Source organism: Lyngbya sp. CCY1209, from assembly GCF_035615495.1.
GTDB lineage: Bacteria > Cyanobacteriota > Cyanobacteriia > Cyanobacteriales > Microcoleaceae > Limnospira.
Genome location: NZ_JAJENU010000445.1, coordinates 1 through 22697, shown reverse-complemented (window position 1 = coordinate 22697; position 22697 = coordinate 1). Strand labels below are relative to the sequence as shown.

15 protein-coding genes are annotated in these 22697 nt (G+C 54.7%); 8 read left to right on the top strand and 7 right to left on the bottom strand.

The annotated features are described in order from the left end of the window. From LKE08_RS13985 to LKE08_RS13975, 3 genes are all read left to right on the top strand, one after another. Positions 1–1858, top strand: a 1858-nt coding sequence (locus tag LKE08_RS13985; protein WP_324704850.1) for a TolC family protein, incomplete at its 5' end; no start/stop codon positions are given. 196 nt (positions 1859–2054) lie between these two features. After that, positions 2055–2357 (top strand): 2Fe-2S iron-sulfur cluster-binding protein, encoded by a 303-nt coding sequence (locus tag LKE08_RS13980; protein ID WP_324704849.1) that lies wholly within the window; start codon positions 2055–2057, stop codon positions 2355–2357. A 106-nt stretch (positions 2358–2463) separates the two neighbouring features. Beyond that, positions 2464–3894, top strand: a complete 1431-nt coding sequence (locus LKE08_RS13975) for a cobyrinate a,c-diamide synthase (RefSeq protein WP_324704848.1) — start codon at positions 2464–2466, stop codon at positions 3892–3894. 166 nt (positions 3895–4060) lie between these two features. Here LKE08_RS13975 and ftsH3 read toward each other — a convergent pair whose 3' ends face one another. Further along, on the bottom strand, positions 4061–5899 hold the full coding sequence (gene ftsH3 / locus LKE08_RS13970; RefSeq protein WP_324704847.1) for an ATP-dependent zinc metalloprotease FtsH3: 1839 nt from the start codon (positions 5897–5899) through the stop codon (positions 4061–4063). Between the two features lie 231 nt (positions 5900–6130). Between ftsH3 and LKE08_RS13965 the strand changes: the two genes are divergently transcribed. Next, the gene (locus tag LKE08_RS13965; RefSeq protein WP_324704846.1) at positions 6131–7171 is read left to right on the top strand and encodes a tetratricopeptide repeat protein; all 1041 of its coding nucleotides are present in this window, start codon (positions 6131–6133) and stop codon (positions 7169–7171) included. Between the two features lie 8 nt (positions 7172–7179). Next, positions 7180–14274 (top strand): glycosyltransferase, encoded by a 7095-nt coding sequence (locus tag LKE08_RS13960; RefSeq protein ID WP_324704845.1) that lies wholly within the window; start codon positions 7180–7182, stop codon positions 14272–14274. A gap of 11 nt (positions 14275–14285) precedes the next feature. On the opposite strand, the gene LKE08_RS13955 is transcribed toward LKE08_RS13960, so the two are convergent. The 3 genes from LKE08_RS13955 to LKE08_RS13945 form a co-directional block, all read right to left on the bottom strand. Next, positions 14286–15560, bottom strand: coding sequence for a WcaI family glycosyltransferase (locus LKE08_RS13955; RefSeq protein WP_324704844.1), 1275 nt, complete (start codon positions 15558–15560; stop codon positions 14286–14288). Between the two features lie 156 nt (positions 15561–15716). Then, positions 15717–17393, bottom strand: a complete 1677-nt coding sequence (locus LKE08_RS13950) for an AarF/ABC1/UbiB kinase family protein (RefSeq protein ID WP_324704843.1) — start codon at positions 17391–17393, stop codon at positions 15717–15719. Positions 17394–17546: 153 nt separating this feature from the next. Next, positions 17547–18689 carry a DegT/DnrJ/EryC1/StrS family aminotransferase gene (locus LKE08_RS13945; RefSeq protein WP_324704842.1) on the bottom strand — a complete coding sequence of 381 codons (1143 nt, stop codon included), beginning with the start codon at positions 18687–18689 and terminating at the stop codon, positions 17547–17549. Positions 18690–18740: 51 nt separating this feature from the next. On the opposite strand from LKE08_RS13945, the gene fetB reads away from it, so the two are divergent. The 3 genes from fetB to LKE08_RS13930 all read left to right on the top strand — a co-directional run bounded on the left by fetB (position 18741) and on the right by LKE08_RS13930 (position 20355). Then, entirely contained in the window at positions 18741–19517 is a 777-nt protein-coding gene (fetB, locus tag LKE08_RS13940; RefSeq protein WP_324704841.1) for an ABC transporter permease, read from the top strand. A gap of 230 nt (positions 19518–19747) precedes the next feature. Next, entirely contained in the window at positions 19748–20089 is a 342-nt protein-coding gene (locus tag LKE08_RS13935; protein ID WP_324704840.1) for an antibiotic biosynthesis monooxygenase, read from the top strand. A 116-nt stretch (positions 20090–20205) separates the two neighbouring features. Beyond that, entirely contained in the window at positions 20206–20355 is a 150-nt protein-coding gene (locus LKE08_RS13930; protein ID WP_324704839.1) for a hypothetical protein, read from the top strand. Between the two features lie 183 nt (positions 20356–20538). Here LKE08_RS13930 and LKE08_RS13925 read toward each other — a convergent pair whose 3' ends face one another. The 3 genes from LKE08_RS13925 to LKE08_RS13915 are packed head-to-tail and all read right to left on the bottom strand — an operon-like array spanning position 20539 to position 22553. Continuing rightward, positions 20539–20742, bottom strand: a complete 204-nt coding sequence (locus LKE08_RS13925) for a hypothetical protein (protein ID WP_324704838.1) — start codon at positions 20740–20742, stop codon at positions 20539–20541. Between the two features lie 5 nt (positions 20743–20747). Next, the gene (gene lgt / locus LKE08_RS13920) at positions 20748–21626 is read right to left on the bottom strand and encodes a prolipoprotein diacylglyceryl transferase (protein ID WP_324704837.1); all 879 of its coding nucleotides are present in this window, start codon (positions 21624–21626) and stop codon (positions 20748–20750) included. Positions 21627–21647: 21 nt separating this feature from the next. Further along, positions 21648–22553, bottom strand: coding sequence for a tetratricopeptide repeat protein (locus LKE08_RS13915; RefSeq protein WP_324704836.1), 906 nt, complete (start codon positions 22551–22553; stop codon positions 21648–21650). Between the last annotated feature and the right edge of the window lie 144 nt (positions 22554–22697).

Here is a 22697-nt window from a genome sequence, read left to right as displayed (position 1 = left end):
CCCGCCGGCGCCGCCCCGTCCCCAGGCCGACTCCGCCCCGAAGCCGCCGAGTCAAGCGGCGGCCTCACCCGCGCCGTCGGCAGCGATCGAGGAGCCGGCCGGGCCTCACCCAGCCCCGACTCCGCCCCGACTCGATGCCCGACCGGACTGGAGGGGGGCGCTACAAACTGAAGCGATCGCCCGCACCTTTGAGACCGAGGCCGAGCTGTTGGCTCCCGCAGACGAACTCCCCTTTCAAAGAGGATCGGCCCTGAGTCTAGGCACGGGCTATGTGCAAACGGACTTCGGCGGTATCGGACAACCCGAAGCGGCGATCGACAACATTCTGGCGGAACCAGTGCTGTTAGCCCAGGTGGCCCAGCCCGCCCTGCAAGTCCCGGATCTGACCCCGCCGACGGAACCCTATCCCCAACCCTACCCGGACGGAACCTTGCGAACCGATCCGCCGGCGATCCTGTTTCCGAGCAGCAACCCGCTCTACTTTCCCACCCAGCCGGACCAGGTGGAAATTCAAGAAACGGTCCCCATCACACTGGAGCAAGCCCTCGACCTGGCGCGGCGCAACAACGAAGAAATTGCCGTTTTGCAACTCCAAGTTGACCAGAGCCTCGCCAACCTGCGGGTCGCCCAGGCGGAACTGTATCCCAGCCTGTCGTTTACCTCCAGCTTGGTCCGCTCCGAGAGTGCGTCAACGACCATCTCCACCCGGGCGCAGAACCGCCGGATTCGCAACGAGCGTCGCAAAGCCGCAGCGGCCGGCCAAGATATCCAAGATCAAAGCCCATTTGCCATCCCCTTCGGCAGCACCAGCTTCGACAACTCCCTTCAAATCCAATACGACTTCGGGTTGAGCGGGGCGCGGGGGGCGCGAATTCGGGAGGCCGAGGAACAATTGCGGGCGGCAGAATTGGAGCTGGAGCGGGTGGTCGAAGAGACCTATCTGAACGTGACGGACACCTACTACACCCTCCAGGCCGCGGATGCCACGGTGGAAATTCAACGTGCCGCCGTGCGAAACGCCCAAAAAAGTTTGGAGGATGCCGAAGCCCTGGAACGGGCGGGGGTGGGGACCCGATTTGAAGTCCTGCAGGCCCGCGTCACCCTGGCGAGTAGCCAGCAGGATCTGACCAATGCCATCAGCAACCAGAAAACGGCACGGCGAAATTTGTCTGTTCTGGTCAATGTGAGTCAGAACGCCAATTTGGTAGCCGCGGACCCCATCGCCCTGGCGGGGACGTGGGAGTTTACCCTCGACGAGACGATTGTCCTGGCTTACAAAAATCGCCCGGAACTCGAACAGCAACTCATTGCCCGCAACGTCGCCGAGGAGCGGCGGCAGCAGGCCCTCGCCGCCACCCGGCCTAACTTGACGGCGGCGGCCAGCTACAACGTCCTCGGACTGCTTTCCGACGATGCGAGCCCCTTCGCGAACCAGGGTTGGGCGGACGGCTACAGCGTCCAACTTCAGTTGCAGTGGAATTTCTTCGACGGCGGCGCGGCCAAAGCGAGAGCCAGACAGCAAGAGCTCGGTATCGCGATCGCCGAAGAGCAATTTTCCCAGACCCGCAACCAGATCCGCCGCAATATCGAGGAGTCATTTTATGACCTACAGGCCAGTTTTGAAAATATCGGGGTGGCGAATTTGGGTGTCGAGGAAGCTACGGAAGCTCTGCGCCTGGCCCGACTGCGATTCCAGGCTGGGGTGGGAACTCAGACAGACGTGATCAACCAGGAAACTAGCCTCACCCGCGCCCAAAACCAGTTGTTGCAGGCGATCATCGGTTACAACCGCGCCTTGGCCCAACTGCGGCGGGCGGTGAGCAACCTGCCGGGAAGCATCCTACAGGATCGACCCTAAGAAATGGACGGGTGCATCTCAACTCCCTTCACAACCGGACTCATCCGACAGGAAAAGACAAAAAGTCAAAACAGTTTGTTAACATTTTTAACGGAGCCCGCGACGCCTCCGGTTTTTGTCGCTCTGAGTCGTGAGCGTCTGGAGGATGTCCCCAAGTTTTTTTGAAGACCGATGTCGATCCATTTAGGAATTCGTAATGGCTAATATCAATTTTGTCAACGAGAATCGCGAAGTAATTGCCGCAGATGGGGCCAATCTCCGACTCAAAGCCCTGGAAAATCAAGTGGATCTGTATACGCTTAAGGGAAAATTGATGAACTGCGGCGGCTACGGCCAATGCGGCACCTGCATCGTGGAAGTGGTGGAAGGGATGGACAATCTCTCCCCCAAAACCCCGGTCGAGGAACGCATTCTCAAGAAAAAGCCCGACAATTATCGTTTGGCTTGCCAGACCCAAGTCAACGGTCCGGTGAGCGTGAAAACCAAACCGAAGCGATAGTTCGGGCCGTCTTTTTTTGTGGCCGGGACGATCGCGCGGGGAATAATTGATCATTGACAATTGATCATTGATAATTGACGATGATTAGTTGTTGTCCCTGCCATCCATGACTGTCATAATTGCGGGAGAGCGCAGCGGTGTGGGCAAGACGACCCTCACCCTCTGTCTCCTGGCCTATTTGAAATCCCGACAATTTGACGTTCAGTCTTTCAAAGTGGGGCCGGATTACATCGACCCCATGTTTCACGAATATGTCACCGGGAAACCCTGTCGCAACCTCGACCCGATCCTGACTTCGGAGGATTACGTCAGACGCTGTTTTTCCCGCCACCTCCGGCGGGGACAATTGGGGTTAATTGAGGGGGTGATGGGGCTCTTTGACGGCCTTCCCGTTGGCGGGGGAAAGGTCCCGATCGCATCCACGGCCCACGTCGCCGAGTTGTTGGATTTGCCGATCATTTTGGCGATCGACTGTGCCCGCCTCTCCGGTTCCGCCGCGGCCATCGCCCACGGTTTTTCGACCCTTTATCCCCACCTCAAATTTGCGGGAATCGTCCTCAACCGCGTCGGGAGCGATCGCCATCTGGATTTACTCAAAGCGGCGATCGAACCGCTCGATTTGCCGATTTTGGGCGTCGTCCGCCGCCAGGATCATATCAAAATCCCCGATCGCCATCTGGGTTTGGTCCCCGCTGAGGAGCTCCCGGAACTCGACGCACTCCTGGGGCGGCTGGCGGCGTTGGCGGGACGCTGTTTCGATTGGGAACGGTTGTTGCCACTGTTGTCGGCGGAAACGACATCCCCCCGGTCCCCCATTGGCGATCCCCCCCCCGCCCCATCCCCCCCGGCCCCCCTTTGTAAGGGGGGAGATCGGAGGGGAGCTCCATTTTCCGGTATCCGAATTGCGATCGCCCGGGATGCGGCTTTCAGTTTTTACTACGCCGACAATCTGGATAGTTTGCGGGAATTGGGGGCGGAACTGGTGTTTTGGAGTCCCCTCACAGATGCGGTTCCGGCGGACATCGACGGCTTCTATTTCGGGGGCGGATTTCCGGAAGTCTTCGCCGAAGGGTTGAGTCGGAATCGGGAAACGTTGCAAAATGTGCGATCGCTCATTCAATCCGGCATCCCCACCTACGCCGAATGCGGGGGGTTGATGTATTTGTGCGATCGCATTGTCGATTTCCAAGGCAAAAGCTGGCCGATGGCGGGGATTTTACCCGCCGGGGCGATTATGGAAAAACGGCTGACGCTGGGTTATTACCAAGCCGAAGTGTTGCGGGAAACGCCCCTGTTCGCCGCCGGGGAAACCGTCTGCGGCCACCAATTTCACCATTCCCACATTTCGACAACATCGGATACGTCCCCCTATCAGATGTGTCGCTACGGGAGCGATCGCGATCTGGAAACCGAAGGCTGGAACAATTACCCCAACTTGCACGCATCTTACCTTCATTTGCACTGGGGCGATCGCGTGGAGATTCCCCGCCGATTTTTGAACAGTTGTCGCGATCGCAAAAAAAGAGCCACCCGATGAAACGGATGGCCCCATATTGATGAAAATGAAACGGATCGTTATATCAAATCCGGTCAAAGACTCGGACATCGAGAGGGCTGGAGGGAAAGAGGAAAACCCTACACCCTACACCCTACACCCTACACCCGACTCAAAAAGTTTGTCGGGTAAATAACCGGATCTGATATTAGGCGATCGCGGCCATTTTCACGTCGCTGGATGCCAACAAATCTTGCAATTCTTCGGCGTCCACCGTCTCTTTCTCGATCAGCATTTCCGCCAACTTATCCAAGACGGGGCGGTTTTCTTCCAACACCTGGCGAGCGCGGGAATAGGCCGATTCCACCAGAGCCCGAACTTCTTCGTCGATGGCCGCGGCGGTTTCTTCGGAGAAGTCCCGCTCGGACATGATGTCCCGGCCGAGGAAGACGTTGCCCTGCTGGCGGCCGAGGGCGACGGGTCCGAGGCGATCGCTCATCCCGAAGCGGGTGATCATCTGGCGGGCCACCCGAGTCACCTGCTGGAGGTCGTTGGAGGCGCCGGTGGTCACTTCTTCCTCCCCGAAGACGAGTTCTTCGGCCAGACGACCGCCGAGGGCGACCGCCATTTGGTTGTGCAGGTAAGACCGGCTGTAGAGTCCGGAATCCATGCGGTCTTCGCTGGGCATGAACCAGGTCAGTCCGCCGGCGCGGCCCCGGGGGATGATGCTGATTTTCTGCACCGGGTCGTAATCCGGCATCAGGGCACCAACCAAAGCGTGACCGGCTTCGTGGAAGGCGACCAGGGTTTTGCGTTTTTCGCTCATCACCCGATCTTTTTTCTCGGGACCGGCCAGGACGCGATCGATGGCGTCGTTGACTTCATCCATCGAAATTTCGGTCAGGTTGCGGCGGGCGGCGAGGATGGCCGCTTCGTTGAGCAGGTTCGACAAATCGGCGCCGGTGAAACCGGGGGTGCGGCGGGCGATCTTGTCGAGGTCTACATCTTTGGCGAGGGTCTTGCCGCGGGCGTGGACGTTGAGGATTTCGGAGCGTCCGGCGTAGTCGGGGCGATCGACGACCACCTGGCGATCGAAGCGTCCGGGGCGCATCAGGGCGCTGTCGAGGACGTCGGGGCGGTTGGTGGCGGCAATAATAATGATGCCGGTGTTGCCCTCAAAGCCATCCATTTCGGTGAGTAGCTGGTTGAGGGTCTGTTCCCGCTCGTCGTTGCCCCCGCCGAGGCCCGCACCCCGCTGGCGGCCCACGGCGTCGATTTCGTCGATGAACACGATACAGGGGGCGTTGGCTTTGGCCTGCTCGAATAGGTCGCGGACCCGGGAGGCGCCGACGCCGACGAACATTTCCACGAATTCGGAACCGGAGATGCTGAAGAAGGGCACGCCCGCCTCTCCGGCGACGGCTTTGGCCAGCAGGGTTTTACCGGTTCCGGGGGGACCCACCAGCAGCACGCCCTTGGGGATTTTGGCACCGATGGCGGTGAAGCGATCGGCGTTTTTGAGGAAGTCTACGACTTCGCTGAGTTCGAGTTTGGCCTGTTCGATGCCGGCCACATCCCCGAAGGTGACTTGGGTTTGGGGTTCCATCTGCACCCGGGCCTTAGATTTGCCGAAGTTCATGGCTTGGCTGCCCGGGCCGCTTTGGGCGCGGCGCAACAGGAAGAAGAGTCCCACCAGCAGCAAAACCGGGAAGAAAAGGCCGCTCAATGCTTTGAACCAGAATCCCTCGTCGCTCTGGGGCAGGACGGAAATATCGACGTTGTTTTGGGTCAGAATGTTAATCAAATCGGGGTCGTTGGGCAGGTTGACCAACACTTTGGAGCCGTCTTGGGCCGTAACGAGCGCTTTGCTGCGATCGGCACTGATGCTCACTCGCTCGACCCGATCCTGTTGGACTTCCTGGACGAACGTGCTGTATTTCCAGGTTTCCCGAGTTTGGGGCTGTTTATCGAATAATGCCGTTGCCAAAGCAATGACGACAATGGCCAGCAGTGCATATAAGCCCGCATTTCTCCACCGTTTATTCACCGGCGTCTGTCCTCCTATCGATTCTTTGTCGCTACCAGAGGATCTGGTACCTTTATATTATTGTTTACCAATCTTAACGTATTTTTCAGAAAGGCTGGGGGGGTCGGGGGGATGGGGAGCAGGGGGAGCAGGGGGAGCAGGGGGAGCACAGGGGCGGTTGATGATGTATTATTATTTCCTTTGCTGACCGAAGCTTGAGCCTCGACATCCGACCTTAATATATAGTGACTCATGGGGAATCCTGTTCATCGCGATATCGACCGCCCTCCGGCAGATGCGGGGGTTTCGCAACTTAATGCCCGGGCGAAAGCGGATCTGGCGGCGGGAAAGTTGGAATCGGCGATCGCAATTTGTCACGAGGCGATCAAGTCTCAACCGGACTGTGCCGGGGCTTATCGCATTCTCGGTCAAGCGTTACAAGCTGGAAATCAGGCTGAAAAGGCGATCCGGGCTTACGAACAAGTCTTGCAACTGCAACCCGATGCCATTGATGTTTATCTCTGTTTAGAGGCGTTGTATCACCGGCGAGGGTGTCTGAGTGAGGTGAATCGCTGTCGCCGACAAATTCGGGAACTCGAAACCCGCCGTTATTTGCCGGAGGGGGCGACGCAACCCAATTTGAATTATTTGGAGACATCGGGATGGGTACAGTCTCTCAAAGGTCAGGAACCTGTCAACGGGGCATTACAACCGATTCCTTGGTATAATTATCCCGCGATCGAATTTGTCGAAAATCATTTGAAACCGGATTTTCAGGTTTTTGAATACGGAAGTGGATACTCGACCCAATGGTATGCGGCGCGGGTGGCACGGACGATCGCGGTGGAAAGCGATCCGAATTGGTACGGAAAGTTGCGCGATCGGCTGATGGCGAACGCTGCGATTTTCTTGATCGAAGATGAGGAGAAATATGCGGCTAAAATCTGGGATTATCCTGACTGTAGCTTTGATGTTGTCGTCGTGGACGGCATCAACCGCAATCGGTGCGCGATGCACAGCATTTCTAAATTGAAACCGACGGGATTTATCATTTTTGACAATACTGATCGGTACATCTACGATCGGGGCATCGAACATCTGATGAACGGCGGGTTCAAACGGATCGATTTTTTCGGACTCGTCGCGACTCAAACTTATAAAACCTGCACGTCAATTTTCTTTCGAGATGACAGCTTTTTAAAAAATGCCCCGTTGCCCAGCGCCAGAAGCTCCTGTTTGGGAATTTCTTTGGGATATGCTGAAGCTCACAATCGCTGCGATGATTCGATTTAATTATTGTGATGGAAACTCCGGTTATTTTTATTATCTATAATCGTCCTCAAACCACGGCACGAGTATTTGAGGCGATCCGGCAGGTCAAACCGCGTCAATTGTTGGTGATTGCGGACGGCCCCCGGAGCGATCGCCCGTCGGATCGGGAGCGCTGTCAGGCGGCGCGACAAATTGTCGAACAGGCGAACTGGGACTGCGAAATTTTGAGGAATTATTCCGCGGTCAATTTGGGATGCCGGCAACGGATTTCGAGCGGTTTAAATTGGGCATTTGAACGGGTGGAATCGGCGGTCATTTTGGAAGACGACTGCATCCCGGATCTGACGTTTTTTCCCTTTTGCGAGGAACTGTTGAAGCGGTACGATCGCGATCCGAGGGTGATGGCGATCTCCGGAGATAATTTCCAATTCGGGCGACGATACACGGCGGATAGTTATTATTTTTCTCGATACCCCCACTGCTGGGGTTGGGCGACCTGGCGTCGAGCTTGGCAACAGTACGACGACTCCATGAGTTCCTGGCCGCAACTGAGGGACAGTCGGTGGCTGGAAACCCTTTTTTCCGAACCCGAAGCCGTCAAATATTGGTCGAATATTTTTGAAAATAATTATCGGGGTTTTAACTCCTGGGCTTATGTTTGGACATTGACCTGCTGGAGTCGTAATGGTTTAACCATTTTACCCGAGGTCAATTTGGTTTCCAATATCGGTTTTGATCGGGGGGCGACCCACACACCCGAGCCGAGTCAATTTGCCCATATGGAAACGGGAACGATGACATTTCCAATGCGGCATCCGCAGGCGGTTAAAGCCCACCTAAAAGCCGATGAATTTACAGAAAAAATCATGTTTTCTGGACAGCAGAATGCGATGTCTATGATTGGCAAAAATACCACCTGTAAGGTTTGCGGTTCCACCTCCCAATTCTTCGATCGCGCGCAAATTTTAAACAAATATGATGTCGATTATTTTCAGTGTATCAACTGTGGTTTTGTTCAAACGGAAGATCCCGATTGGTTAGCCGAAGCTTATGCAGAACCGATCGCGGATAGTGACGTGGGATTGGTCGCCCGCAATCTGGAATTTTCCCAAATCGCGGAAAACTTAATTGTCAACTTGTTTGATCGTCGCGGCAAATTTCTCGATTATGGTTGCGGTTACGGTTTGTTTGTCCGACTGATGCGAGAATCTGGATTCGATTTTTACGGGTGCGATCGCTATTGTCAAAACCTATTTTATCAAGGGTTTGAAGTCGGGGAAAATTCCGACGATAACTATGATTTAGTCACGGCTTTTGAAGTCTTGGAACACTTGGTCAATCCCCGAGAAGAAATCGAAAAAATTCTCAAATTTTCTCGCAGCCTATTTTTCAGTACCCAACTGCTGCCGGAGAATAATCCTAAACCCAAAGATTGGTGGTACTATGCATTGTCGGAAGGTCAGCATATTTCGATTTATACAAAGAAAGCCTTATCCATCATCGCCGAGCGGTTCGGATTGAATTTGTACACCTATGGAAATTCTCTACATCTGCTGACAGAAAAAGTAATTTCACCCCATTTATTTTATCAATCATGTCAGGTCAAGCACAGCTCACAGTCCGGACGGCGAACCGAAGCCGACTATCTCCGAGAAATTTCCCTTGCCAAAAAAGCTGCTGATCGTCAAAATAAATCCTTCCAAATATTGGTTGACGGCGTTTTCTTTCAATTGAACAATACGGGGATCGCTAGGGTCTGGCGTTCGCTCTTTTCGGCGTGGGTTGCCGATGGTTTTGCCAGCCATATTCTAGTTTTAGATCGGGAGGGAACCACCCCCAAGATTCCCGGAATTCGATATCGAACAATTCCGCGATACAATTCTAACGACACGGAGCGCGATCGGCAAATGTTACAGCGAGTTTGTGATGAACAAAAAGCCGATCTGTTTATTTCAACTTATTATACGACTCCGGTTTCTACCCCGTCGGTATTGATGGCTTACGATATGATTCCGGAAGTCTTCGGACAAAATCTCAACTGTCCGGAATGGCGAGAAAAACATGAGGGAATTCGGCGAGCAGTTTCTTATCTGACAATATCAGAAAATACGGCTCGCGATTTAATTCGATATTTCCCGCAAATTTCGCCTGATTCCGTAACGATCGCTCATTGTGGAGTCGAAAGCCAATTTTCTCCGGCTTCCGATGAAGAGAAGGCTAATTTTAGATGCAAGTACGGTCTGTCAAAATCCTATTTTCTGATCGTTGGTGAACGGGTGGGTTGGAAAAATGCCAAAAACACAATTTTATTTTTTCAAGCGTTTTCGCGTCTGGCTAATAACCGAGATTTAGAAATTGTTTGTGTCGGCGGAAAACCGACGCTGGAAAAGGGATTGGCACAATTTGTTTCTGAACGTAGCGTTAAAATCTTAACATTGAGTGACGCGGAACTCAAAGTGGCATATTCTAGTGCGATCGCCTTGGTTTATCCGTCCAAATATGAAGGATTTGGGATGCCGATCGCAGAGGCAATGGCTTGTGGGTGTCCGGTGATTACTTGTCCCAACAGTTCCCTTTTAGAAGTAGCCGGGGAAGCCGCTATTTATGTCGGCGATCGCGATATTGACCGTCTCGTTCAAGCCTTAATCGATGTTCAAAAATCCGACATTCGACAGAAACTTATTGTCGCAGGTTTAGAGCAATCGCGACAGTTTTCTTGGTCTAAAATGGGAAAAACGGTCGGCAATGCCTTGCTCCAAAAAGCGGCTCAAATAAAATCAAACTCTCGATTATATCCCCGAGTTTCTGCGATTGTTTCGACTTACAACTCCGAGAAATTCCTGCGGGGATGTTTGGAAGACTTGACGAATCAAACCCTGTCTCAAAAGGGGGAATTGGAAATTATCATTATCGACAGCAAGTCGGAGCAGAACGAAAAGCAAATTGTCTCGGAATTTCAGAGCCAATACCCCCAGATTGTTTATCACCAAACCGAAAATCGGGAAACCCTCTACGCGGCTTGGAATCGGGCGATCGCGTTGGCAAAAGGAGATTATATCACTAACGCCAACACCGACGATCGCCACCGAAAAGATGCGTTGGAAGTGATGGCGGATTATTTGGATAAAAATCAGAATGTCGCGATCGTTTACGGCGATCAACTCATCACCCAAAACGCCAACGAAACCTTTGATAACACTCAAGCGAACCGGCGCTGGAATTGGCCGGAATTTAGTTATGAAGAACTGGAGCGTCGCTGCATTTTAGGCCCCCAGCCGATGTGGCGGAAATCCCTTCACGAAAAATATGGCGATTTCCGTTCGGAATTTGAGGTCGCCGGGGATTACGAATTCTGGCTGCGGGTTGGCAAAACAGAAAAAATTGTGAAATTACCGCAGGTTTTTGGGTTATACTACGAACATCCCCAGGGTTTAGAAAAGACATCGCCGACAATGGTTCAGGAAGTGCGCCAGATTTGGCACGAATACGGCATTTCTCAGCGCGGCATTCAGCCGAAAACTTCCGTTCCGGTTCCCGTTTCCCCAAGCGAACTCGATTCTATGCGTGCAGGCACTCCCACAACTCCCCAAATTTCGATTATCATTCCCTGCTACAATCAGGCGAATTATCTCAAGGAAGCCGTCGATAGTCTTTTGGCGCAAACGATCGCCGACTGGGAATGTATCATCGTCAATGATGGCAGTTCCGACGGGACACCCGTTGTGGCTGAATTGCTGATCGAACTGCACCGCGATCGCGCTTTAAAACTCATCAATCAAGACAATAAAGGTGTCGTCGCGGCGCGAAATCTAGGCTTGAGTCAGGCGCGGGGAAATTACCTGTTATTTTTGGATGCGGACGACAAGTTGCACCCCAATTTTCTGGCGGAAACCCTGGAAATTTTGCAACAAAAACCGGATGTCGGGTTCGTCTACACCGATATCGAATATTTCGGAACTCAACAGGGAGTCAAAACCGACGGGGATTTCGATCCGAGTCGGCTGCTGCGGTCCAATCAAGCCAGCATCACGTCCCTATTTCGGCGATCGATTTGCGATCGCATCGGCGGTTTAAAAACGGAGATGGAGGCGGGACTCGAAGACTGGGAATTCTGGGTGGCGGCTTACGAAAGTGGCTGGCGGGGATATCGCCTCCCCAAACCCTATTTGTATTACCGCCAATATGGCGACGGTTCCCGGCTGCAAAACTTACTCGGCGATCGCGAAACCCTCGCCGTCCAAAAAGCCAAAATTATCGCCCTCCACCCCAACTTATATACGCCGGAGGAAGTGGGAGCCGCGGCGCAGATTTTGCAGGAGCGGGGCATCGTCATCCACCCCGTTCGATCCGCTTCCAATATTGTATCAAATCCCGACCAATTTTTGGCGGATGTCACCGATTTGGTGGAGCGCTACAACCGGGGAAGTGGCGATCGCACCGTTTTGGATCGACTGCGACAGTTGCGCCGGGAGTTGGCGGAATTCTGGTGGAATTGCGAACCCGAAAGCCTCGAAAGTGCCCGCGCCGGGGCGCCAGGTAAGGCGCACAAACTGCTGTTAAAAAGTGGCATCAAACAGGAAGTCAAAACCGAGTCAGAAATCCAGTACGGCCGCACCCTGCAAACGGCGATCGCGGATAACTATTCCCACGGGACGGCGATCGCGGCGATGCTGTACTTCTGGCCCCACCAACTTTCCATTCCCTACGAAAAGTTGGCGCTCCCCCAATGGCTGGCGGCGGACTATTTGGATTTTCTCCTCTCCAACCCCGAATTCTTCCAGGAAGTGGGAGAAGCCGATGGCTACCGCCAGTATTTCCTGGGATTGCTGCGATATTTACACCGCTCAATTTTCGCAAACAAAGACTCCCAAAACTGGAAAAATATCGCCTGGTTTGTGACGATCCACTGCCGCGTCATTAGCCTGTATTTTAATACCGAAAACCTCAAAGAAATTTACACCCTGCGGGGGGATATCATCGAGTTCGCGTTGCGGAGTCGGGGCGCTCAAATTGACTGGGAAATCCCTCAGCGATCGGCCGAGCGCCAAAAAATTCGCGTCGGCATTTTGAGCAAGCATTTCGGGCCGATGACCGAGACATTCGCCACCCTCCCCGCCTTTGAATATTTGCATCGGGGACAGTTTGAAGTGGTGCTGTACGCCCTGCAAACCGACGGCAATTCGGTGGAACAATACTGCCGCGATCGCGCCGATAAATTCGTCCAACTCTCCGGTTCCCTGATGGCACAAGTCACCGCCATTCGCGGGGACGAATTAGACGTTTTATTGGTGGGGACAAACGTCACCGCCGTCACCCACGAAATCACCTTGATCGCCTGTCACCGGCTGGCGCGGGTGCAACTCACCTGTTTCAATTCCCCCGTCACCACCGGCTTCAAAAATATCGACTTTTACATCGCCGGGGAATTGATGGAATTGCCGAAAAATGGAAGTGACCACTATCGAGAAAAACTGGTCAAAATTCCGGGGGCGGGTTGCTGTTTCAGCTACACCGTCGAACCGCAAAAAAGCGCCCCGCCTCCCCAACGGCAACAGTTGGGAATTCCCGACGACGCGATCGCATTTGTTTCCGGCGCGAATTTGTACAAACTGACGCCCGAGTTGCGGGAAACTTGGGTGAAAATTTTGGCGGCGGTGCCCCATTCAAATTTGCTGGTGTTGCCCTTCGGCGCCAGTTGGACGCACCAATATCCGGAAGTGGCATTTCGGCAGCAAATGCAAGCCCTCCTCAACCGCCACAATATCGATCCGAAACGGTTGAAAATACTCGGGGCACTTCCCAACCGCGCCCAAGTCAAAGCCGTGTTGCAATTGGGGGATATTTACCTCGACTCTTTCCCCTACGCCGGGACGACTTCCCTCGTCGATCCCCTAGAAGTGGGGTTGCCGGTGGTGGTGTGGGAGGGGAACACCTTGCGATCGCGGATGGGGGCGGCGATGGTGCGATCGCTGCTTCCCAACGAACCCATTCCCGCCAGCGAACCAGCTTACATCGATGCCGCAGTTCAATTGGCGACGGACGTCGGGGGCCGGCAGCGCAAAAGCCAAGAAATCCGCGAACAAATGGCGGCCAATCCAGAATTTCTCGACAGTCGCGCCCACGCCGTCAAAATGGGGGCCGTTTTTGCCCAACTGTTCCAACTCCGCCGGCGACAGGAGGAGGCGACGGCGTTGGAAAAACCCGCCGTCCGCCAACAATTTTTAGCCGAATTGGTGGACTGGGTGAACTTGTACGATCTCGATCCGACGAATCGGGAAGTGGTGGAAAAATTGCGCCACACCCGGCGGGTGATGGCCGAATATTGGCTGAATCAGCCGCCGGAAAAACTCGAAACTCTCTATCAACAACCCATCGGCAAAGGTTATCAAATTCTCCTCAATCGTGGCATTCAGAAAGAACCCCTCACCGACTCCGAACAGGTGTTGGTGAACCAACTCGCCAAAGTGGCGACGGGGTTGGCCAAACCCAATTCTATCAACAGCCTGATGGTGGTGATGCTGTACTCTCAGCCCGGTAAAATGTTCGTGCGGGATGCCCTCAAGCGCCTGCCGGGGTGGCTGTACCCGGATTATCAGCGAATTTTTGAGAATTCCGAAGCGATCGCCCAAATTCAACGAGCCGTCACCGCCCAACAGCAGCCGACACCCGGAAAAGCCGAGGAACTTCCACCGGAGGCGATGCCACTCGAAAATTCCCAATTGATCAATCGGGCGCGTGGCTGTGCGAAATTGTTTCAAATCGATCCGACAGATGCCGACATCGCGGCGGAACTGCGACAACTGCGGTGGCAAATCGCCCACTTTTGGCTGAATTTGCCCGAAGAAATATTGGAGACGACCTACGATCGCGACATGGGAGACGCCTTCCGAGCGCTGCTTCACAGTCGCCTTCAAAACGAACGACTCACCCAACAAGAATGGGACTTTCTGCAAACCTTGGCGACTTATTTGCGACAGGGTTTAGATGCACCCCGTTCCATCCATTACCTGATGGCGGCGATGTTATATTACCGTCCCGAACAGGTTCAGATCCAAAACCCCTCCCGGCTTCCCAACCGACTGCGACGGGATTACGAGTCCTGGCAAAATTCGCAGAAAAACTAAACTCAATTGCGTCAAACTTTGTTGGTACTCTGAGGGGCTAAAACCGGATTTCCCCGTTCGCTAATTTCCGAAAACAGGGCTTCGTACCGATCTAAAATGACCTCGAACTTGTAGTTTTCTAGGGCATACTTTCGTCCCTGGTCGGCGATCGCATCCATTTTTTCCGGATGGTGATACAAGTCCAAAATAGCTCCGGCGAGGGCCTCGGGAGTTTCCGGCGGGACGACGATCCCGCCCCCGCTCATGCCGACGGCTGTTTCCGCCGTCCCCTGCGGGGGAACCGAGGCGATAATGGGGCGCCCACTCGAGAGCAACCCGGGAATTTTGGAGGGCATATTAAAGGCGGTGACGCTGCGTTTTTGCATCACCAAACTGATGTCAGCCGCGGCTAACATTTCCGGCAGTTCTTCCCGGGGGATGAACGGCAGGAACAGGACGTTATTGACCCCGCAAGCCGAGCCATGTTTTCGCAGGCGATTCAAGGCATTTTCTTCTCCGACGATAACTATCTTAATTTCGGGGACGTGTTGCAGGTGAACCGCCGCCTCGACCGCCGTTTCCAAGCCTTGGGTGCGGGCGATATTGCCGGAATAGAGGACGACAAATTGATCTTCGAGTCCGTGTTTTTTCCGAAAGGAATTATTTTCCCGGGGCTGCGGCCGGATGAAGTTCGTGTCCACCCAATTGGGAATGTGAACGATTTTTTCCCGGGGGACCCCCTGTGCGACCAATTTTTCGATGAACTTGTCGGCGATCACGGTGATGCGGGTGGAAATGGAGTAGGAAAACTTTTCCAACCCGTCGGCAATGCGGGCGATCGCACTCCCTTTATCAATCAAATCCGTGCCCACGGCCGCCTCGGAGACGATATCCTGCACGTTCGTCACCACCGGGACGCCATTCACCCCGGCGTACAACGCCACCGGAAAACAGGCCAGCAGGGGGGGCAAGCTGGAAAAAATCGCGTCCGGCTTCCACCCCTTGAACAACTGCACCAGACTGGTGACGACAAAGCTGGCGTCGAGGAGCAACCGGTCTTTAAACCCGGGATTCGGACCGTTCGCCCACAGAAAGCTCCGCTGCACCGTCACCCCGTTGATCGTTTCCGTGTGGTAGAGTTTGCCCCGGTAGGCGGGATAAATCAATCGCTCCGGGTAGTTGGGCATCCCCGTCACCACTCGCACCTCGTGGCCCCGGCGGACGAAACCTTCGGCCAATTCCGTCATCAAAGGCGCGATACCGATTGGCTCTGGATAATAGTTGTAGGAGTAAATCAGAATACGCATAAAGTTCAAAATCCTTGTTCAACCCCGAGCGATGCCCGTTTTTCCGTTCCAGTCGTCCGAGAACTCATGGAACTGGAAAGTCTCCGACATCATAACAAAAGACCCAAAATTTGGGTCTTTGCTAAAGTTCAGTCTTCCAGAAATTTGAGAAGCTCTTTACTCGGTTCTGAGGGCGGCGACTTGGGCGGTGGAAAACTCCGTCAGCGCCCCCAAAGCCGCGTCAAACAGGCGACTCGGCTTCAGATCCTGTTGTATCAACCCCCACAGCCGTTGCACTTCTTCGGTGTGCAGGCGATCGTCTTCCGTCAGCGCCAGGACGATCTGGCGGCGGAGGAAATTTCCCTCTTCTGAAAGCAGGTATTGCAACCCCAGTTGTGCCGTCGGGAGGATGTCGAAATTGCCGTCCGCCTGGGCGATCGCGATCATGTTTTCCAACCGCTGCCACTGGAAACGCCCGTCTTTGAAGAGCACTTCGATCAGCCGCCGCCGCAGGGCCGGGGTCTCTCCCTTCAACAGGCGGCGGGCGACGTAGGGATAGGCGACCTCGACAATTTTGAAGTCCGGATTCAAACTCAGGGCGATCCCCTCCTGCGTCACCAGCGATCGGATGATCAGGGCGAATTTCGCCGGGACTCGGAATGGGTAATCGTACATCAATTCCGAGAAACTGTCCGTGATGGTTTTGAAGTTGAAATCCCGGACGCTCTCGCCGATGATATCCCCCATCACCGTCTCCAGGGCGGGAATGATGGGGCGGATGTCCGTGTCCGGCGTCAGAAAGCCCAACCTCACGAAGTCGCCGGCCAACTCGGTGTAATCTTTGTTGATCAGGTGGACCACCGAATCGACCAGGGTTTCTTTGGTCTGCTGGTTCAACTGGTCCATCATCCCGAAGTCGATAAACGCCATCCGGCCGTCCGCCATGGCGAATAAGTTGCCGGGGTGGGGGTCGGCGTGGAAAAACCCGAATTCGAGCAGTTGCCTCAACCCGCTGGTGACGCCGACGAGAATCAGCGAATCCATATCCAAACCCGCCGCTTCGATGCTGTCGATATCGGTGAGTTTGAACCCGTCGATCCACTCCAGGACGAGGACGCGGGTGGAGGTGTATTTCCAGTAAATCGACGGGACTTTGATGGTCGGGTCGCCGTCGAAATAGGTGGCGAACCGTTCGGCGTTGCGTCCCTCGTTGATATAGTCGATTTCTTCAAATAATTTGACGCCGAATTCATCCACGATCAGGGTGAGATCGTGACCTAAATTGAGGGGGAGAATCGGCGCGAACCAGCGGGCGCCCAACCGCATCAAATACAGGTCGAGGGTCAACATGGGCAGCAAATTGGGCCGCTGGACTTTGACCGCCACTTCTTCGCCGGTATTGAGTCGGGCTTTGTAGACCTGCCCCAAGCTGGCGGCGGCGACGGGTTGGGGGGAAATCTGGCTGAAAACCGCATCGAGATCGCGATCGAGTTCTTTTTCCAGAATCGCCATCGCGATTCGGGTGTCGAAGGGGGGAAGCTGATCCTGCAGTTTCGTCAGTTCCTCCAAAAAGTCTTTCCGAATCAGGTCGGGGCGGGTCGAGAGGGCCTGTCCGACTTTGATGTAGGTGGGGCCGAGGCGGGTCAGAACGTGCCGCAGTTGGGAGGCCCGTTTGGGAGTTTCCGTTACCCCCCGATGTCGCCACTGATCCCAGATTAAGCCGATGATGAACCCGGAGAAGAACCAGATGACCGTGATGACTCGCCAGAGTGCCTGCCAGGGGCGACGGCGGTAATGGTCGGCAATGGTTTCGGGATCGTAAACTCGTCTGGAGGTTGATTGGTGGGGATTCACTCCTTGTCTGTCCTCTTAAACGGTGAGTTTGTTATGGGTGAATGGCGCGGGAAAGTGCGATCGCGGGGGGGAACGCCCGATCCCTGCCGTCGGTTCGTTATGTTTTTTATCATTTTGTTAAGTATAGTATACAAAACTACACGACGATTTGTCTCACCCGATCGCCACAGATTCGAGACAATCCTTGAGACTGTAGACGACGCGATCCTGCTGTTCTTCGGAAAGTTCGGGAAACATGGGCAAAGATAAGACTTGGTTGCCGATTTGTTCGGAGATGGGAAGTTGCCCCTTTCGATAACCCAAGTCCCGGTGCACCCCTTGCAGGTGCAGGGGAAGGGGATAATAAACCATCGTACTCACCCCCCGTTTTTGCAGGTCTGCCCGCAGGCGATCGCGCCGGGACTCCCCCCTCGCGCCCCCCTCGACCCGGATCGTGTACTGGTTCCAAACGCTGCGGCCCCCCGCACAGTCCCGGGGGGGAATCACGCCGGGGACGGCTTCCAACATTTGGCCGTAACGGTTTGCGATCGCCCGCCTCCGGTCGTTCCAGCCATCGAGATCGTCGAGTTTGACGTTCAAAATCGCCGCCTGCACCGCATCCAACCGGCTGTTGATTCCCAACACCTCCGAGTTGTAGCGTCCGGCCTGGCCGTGATTTTTCAACACCCGGATTTTCTCCGCCAAAGCCCGGTCGGAAGTCGTCACGGCGCCGCCGTCCCCGCAGGCGCCCAAATTTTTGGTCGGGAAGAAACTGAAACAGCCGAAATCTCCGAAACTGCCCACTTTTTTGCCCTCCCACGTCGCCCCGGTCGCCTGGGCACAATCTTCGATGACAATTAAATTGTGTTTTCGCGCGATCGCCATCAGCCCGGTCATATCCACGGGCCGGCCGAACAGGTGGACCGGCACGATCGCCCGGGTGTCGGGGGTGACGGCCGCTTCCACTCGATCGAGATCCAAATTGAACGTCTCGGGGTCGATATCCACGAACACCGGAGTCGCCCCCACCGCCGTTATCACTTCCGAGGTGGCGATAAATGAAAAAGAAGTCGTGATCACGCGATCGCCCGGGCCGATGTCCAAGGCCCGCAGCGCCAGAAATAACGCATCGGTCCCGGAGTTGCAACTCACCGCTTCCGGGACCCCGATATACTCGGCGAACCGTTCCTCAAAACGGTCTACGGCAGATCCGCCGATGTAGCGTCCCGAAGCCAGGATGTCCAGCACGGCGGCATTGACGCGATCGCGGATGGTTTCGTACTGTCGGGTTAAATCGAGGGGGGGAATTGAATTCACGCTGCTCACACCACTTAAAATTAAATTGATAATTCGTCGCCGAACAGAATTTTGGTTCCTTTAGATTTTACAGACTTGCTGCTGGTACTCGGACTGGCCGTCGCGACGATGGCGCTGTCGGCTTACTGGCGGTTGGGGATCGTCCGACAGTTGGCCGGGTCGGGACTGCGGGCGATCGCGCAGTTGGCCGTCGTCGGCTACGTCTTCGCCGTGGTCTTCGACCCCGCCGGCATCCACCCCTTGCTGACGATCGCCGTCATTTTGGCCATGATTTCCCTGGTGGCGGTGGTCGTCCGCAACCGCATCGGCCGCACAATTCCCCGGCTGTTCTTGTGGGTGTGGGGGTCCGTGCTCGTCGGCACCGGGGCGATTTCGCTGTATCTGGTCGCCATCGTCATCCAACCCGATCCCATCTATTCCCCCCAATATTGGGTCCCCGTGGCCGCCGCCATTTTGGCCGGCAGTCTCAACGCGGCGATGGTGGCCGGGGAACAGTTGGTCAAAACCCTCAACGCCTGCCAAATCGAAATCGAAACCCACCTCAGTTTGGGGGCGACTCCCGAACAGGCGATCGCTTCCTACCGCCGGGATGCCGTCCGGGCCGGGTTAACCCCCACCCTCAACGCGATGGCGATCGCCGGGGCCGTGACCCTGCCGGGAATTCTCACCGGCCAGCTATTGGCCGGAATTGAACCCTTGGATGCCGTTTCTTATCAAATACTGATTCTATTCGCCGTAGTTTTGGCCGATTTGCTGACAACTTGGCTGTTGACCGGCGGCATTTGTCGGCAATTTTTTAACGCCGATCTTCAGCTTCGGCACTTTTGAAAAAAATTATCCGCCACTCCGATTGCATTCTGTCCTCAAATGGGATAGGGTGATTTAAAGGAATTAAGTGGTAAGCATTTATTCCTAGCATCCGCGCCAGAGATTGTCCCCCAGCGTCTGCGATTCGAGCCCCAGGTAGATCGGATCGGCAATAGAGGGAAGCAACAATAAATGGGGATGAGTCTCTTCCGGGCAATCCAATCATCTAAACGCATGACGGGTGGTCAGTTATGTCTGAATTTTTTGATTTTCTTCGGCACAAATATGCCTACATCGCGATCGGCGAATTCAAACCGGGCAAATTTGAAGAAGCCCGGGAACTGTTTCAACAGGCCGTCTCGACCTACACCACCGGTTTCAAGGGATCTTATCTATTGCAAGAACCGGGCACCGATCGCGGGATCGCGATCATTTTCTGGGAAAATATCGAGGACATGGAAGCCAACCAAGATGAGTCTTACCAGGCTATTTTGGACAAAATGACTCCGCTTTTCGCCAAAGCACCCATGACTTCATTTTACGAAGTCCGCAGCGAAATCCGTCCGGCTTCCGAACCCAAAATTCAGGTTTAATATCGATCCCCCCCAGCCCCCATCCCCCCCACCCCCCCCTTTGTCAGGGGGGGTTGGTGCGATCGCTTCTTTTCTGCCAACCTTTCGATCTCATCATCGATCACCGGACTCGTTCGATGGGTCTGGGTGTATTAATTGTTTTCAAAAGTGCGATCGCGCTTGCTAGTGGACTGTTTCTGCTCAAACTGTGCATTAAAACGGAAATGGTGGGTGACGGCGCGGATGAAAAGTTGTGGGTTTTTCCGAAAAATTACTGCCGCGCCTAACCCACCCGACTAGACCGTTTTGGTTCATTTGCGGCTTTAGTATACTCCACAAACAGTGACGAGCAAAAACTATCAGGCGATCGCATCACAGGGACGACAAAAAACGGGCGATCGCCCAAAACGGACATCACCAAACAGGCGATCGCGTCAAAGGGATCACAAAAAACCGGCGATCGCTCCCAACTAGCTGCTCGAAAGTTTGGGGGAGTTGGTGAGCACTCGCAGGGGAGCAATCACACCATTCCACAAGTTTACCCCGGCCCGGGCCGGTTCCAGATGGCAGACGCCGAAAATTTTCAATTCATTCCGGATCGCACCCCCGAGAGACAGGAATACAGAAAGTGTAGATGCACCCTGATGGATGCCCCGGAAGTGATTTCGGGGCATTTTTTTTATGGCGTTTTCGAGTCGGCGCGATCGCCGCTTTGCCGTTCGGAGGCGGACACCACGTCGGGGAGCGATCGCTTAAACAAATACAGCCAACTGAGTCCGGCTACACCTAAAATAATACCGCCCAGACTCACCAATTGGGCGATGCGGACCGGCCCCAACATCAAACTGTCGGTTCTCAATCCCTCGATCCAAATACGCCCCCCACTGTAAGCGGCCAAATAAACTAAGAAAATCGTCCCCAATTTGAGTTTCGGCTTCCCCTTCAGTCCCCGAAAAAACAGGGTCATTAACAATCCGAAAACCAGCAAATTCCACAGGGATTCATAAAGAAAAGTGGGGTGAAAATATTCGTACTCTATCAGTCCCGGCGGGCGATTTTGCGGGGGGATGTAAAGTTTCCAGGGCAGATCCGTGGGAGCGCCGAAGGCTTCGGAATTGAAAAAGTTTCCCCACCGGCCGATCGCCTGCCCCAAAATCAGCGACGGCGCGACCAGATCGGCCAGTTGCCAAAAGGAAATTTTGTTAATTTTGGCAAAAATCAAAGCCGCAATGATACCGCCGATAATCGCCCCGTGGATGGCGATTCCCCCCTTCCAAATCGCGATCGCACTCGCCGGATTGTCGGCGTAATTTTCCCACTGAAACGCGACGTAATACAGCCTCGCACAGGGAATCGCACCGACCACCAGCCAGATCGCCAAATCGCCGAGCAATTCGGGATCGACATTTCGCCGTTTGGCGAGATATTGAGACAGCGTCACCCCGATCAAAACCGCAGAAGCAATTAATAAACCGTACCAACGGATCGCGATCGGGCCGAGTTCGATTAAAATCGGGCCGGGGGATGTAAATTGAAACGCCAGGTGTGGAATTAGCATCAATAATAATAACGCGACAATTTACTCCTGAGTGGGTTCAGTCCCTTCGGTTTCCATCCCCTCAGTTCCCGCCTCCCCTTCCGGGGACTCCCCGTAGGTATCGGGCACCGGCGTCATTCCGGCCTGCATCTGAATTTGATCCTTGAACCCGGCCGGCGCCAGATCCGTGGCCTTAGCGAACAGGGGTTCGGCCTCTTCCGTGTTGCCCTGCTGTTTGAGGATCATCGCCTTAGCCAAAACCGGGCGGAAGTCCTCGCTGCTATTTTTGATCGCCTCGTCGTAGATCGCGATCGCCTCCTCGTAGCGTTCCTGTTGGGCGTACACCTGACCCAAAATCAACTGGATCGAGGTTTCGTCGATACTTCCGGGCTGGGCTTGGTTGGCCTGGGGCGCCGCCTGCAGCGTATCCTCCAACAATCCGATCGCCGCCTCGGGCCGGTTCTGGGACAGCAGCAGGTTGGTCAACCCCTGCAAGGCCTGGATCTGTCCGGGTTGCCGTTCCAAAATTTTCCGGTAACTTTGGGCCGCGCCCTCCGGGTCGCCGCTGTACTCCTGGGACTGGGCCAACAAAATCCCGTACTCCGCCTCGTCCGGGTTCAATTCGGAGAGTGTCCGCAGCGGTTCCACCACATCCTTCACTTCCCCCCGTCCCTGGCGGATCAATTCAAATTTGGCCTGGAGAAATCCCCGCAACGCCGTCTCATTCTCCGGTTCCCGCTGCAAAACCATTTCGTAACCCCTCGCCTGATCTTCCAACTGGCTGAGTTGGGCGGTGTCGGCGGTGGGGGTGGGGGTGATACTGGGTTCGGACTCTGACGCAGTGGGATTGAATAACCCCGCCAGCAGCGGTCCCATCGAAAATCCCACGAGAGCGATCACGCATAAGACCAGAACCACACCGATCGCGGCACGACGTTTGTCTACCATAGTTTCAAATTCCTGCAATCTCCGAGGCACGTTCCGGGGCGATGACCCGTACAAAGCCACTGGTGCCTATTAGGGGTCGAGAGAGAAGTCACCTTCTCCCCCTCCCATTCTCCAAGCGTGCATGAGACTTTCACCTCACACGGC

Coding starts and splice junctions, on each gene's coding strand:
- LKE08_RS13925 (WP_324704838.1), bottom strand. CDS start 20,742: ATGCCCCGAAATCACTTCCGGGGCATCCATCAGGGTGCATCTACACTT.
- LKE08_RS13935 (WP_324704840.1), top strand. CDS start 19,748: ATGTCTGAATTTTTTGATTTTCTTCGGCACAAATATGCCTACATCGCG.
- LKE08_RS13955 (WP_324704844.1), bottom strand. CDS start 15,560: ATGCGTATTCTGATTTACTCCTACAACTATTATCCAGAGCCAATCGGT.
- LKE08_RS13975 (WP_324704848.1), top strand. CDS start 2,464: ATGACTGTCATAATTGCGGGAGAGCGCAGCGGTGTGGGCAAGACGACC.
- LKE08_RS13980 (WP_324704849.1), top strand. CDS start 2,055: ATGGCTAATATCAATTTTGTCAACGAGAATCGCGAAGTAATTGCCGCA.
- LKE08_RS13915 (WP_324704836.1), bottom strand. CDS start 22,553: ATGGTAGACAAACGTCGTGCCGCGATCGGTGTGGTTCTGGTCTTATGC.
- LKE08_RS13960 (WP_324704845.1), top strand. CDS start 7,180: ATGGAAACTCCGGTTATTTTTATTATCTATAATCGTCCTCAAACCACG.
- LKE08_RS13965 (WP_324704846.1), top strand. CDS start 6,131: ATGGGGAATCCTGTTCATCGCGATATCGACCGCCCTCCGGCAGATGCG.
- LKE08_RS13930 (WP_324704839.1), top strand. CDS start 20,206: ATGGGTCTGGGTGTATTAATTGTTTTCAAAAGTGCGATCGCGCTTGCT.
- lgt (WP_324704837.1), bottom strand. CDS start 21,626: ATGCTAATTCCACACCTGGCGTTTCAATTTACATCCCCCGGCCCGATT.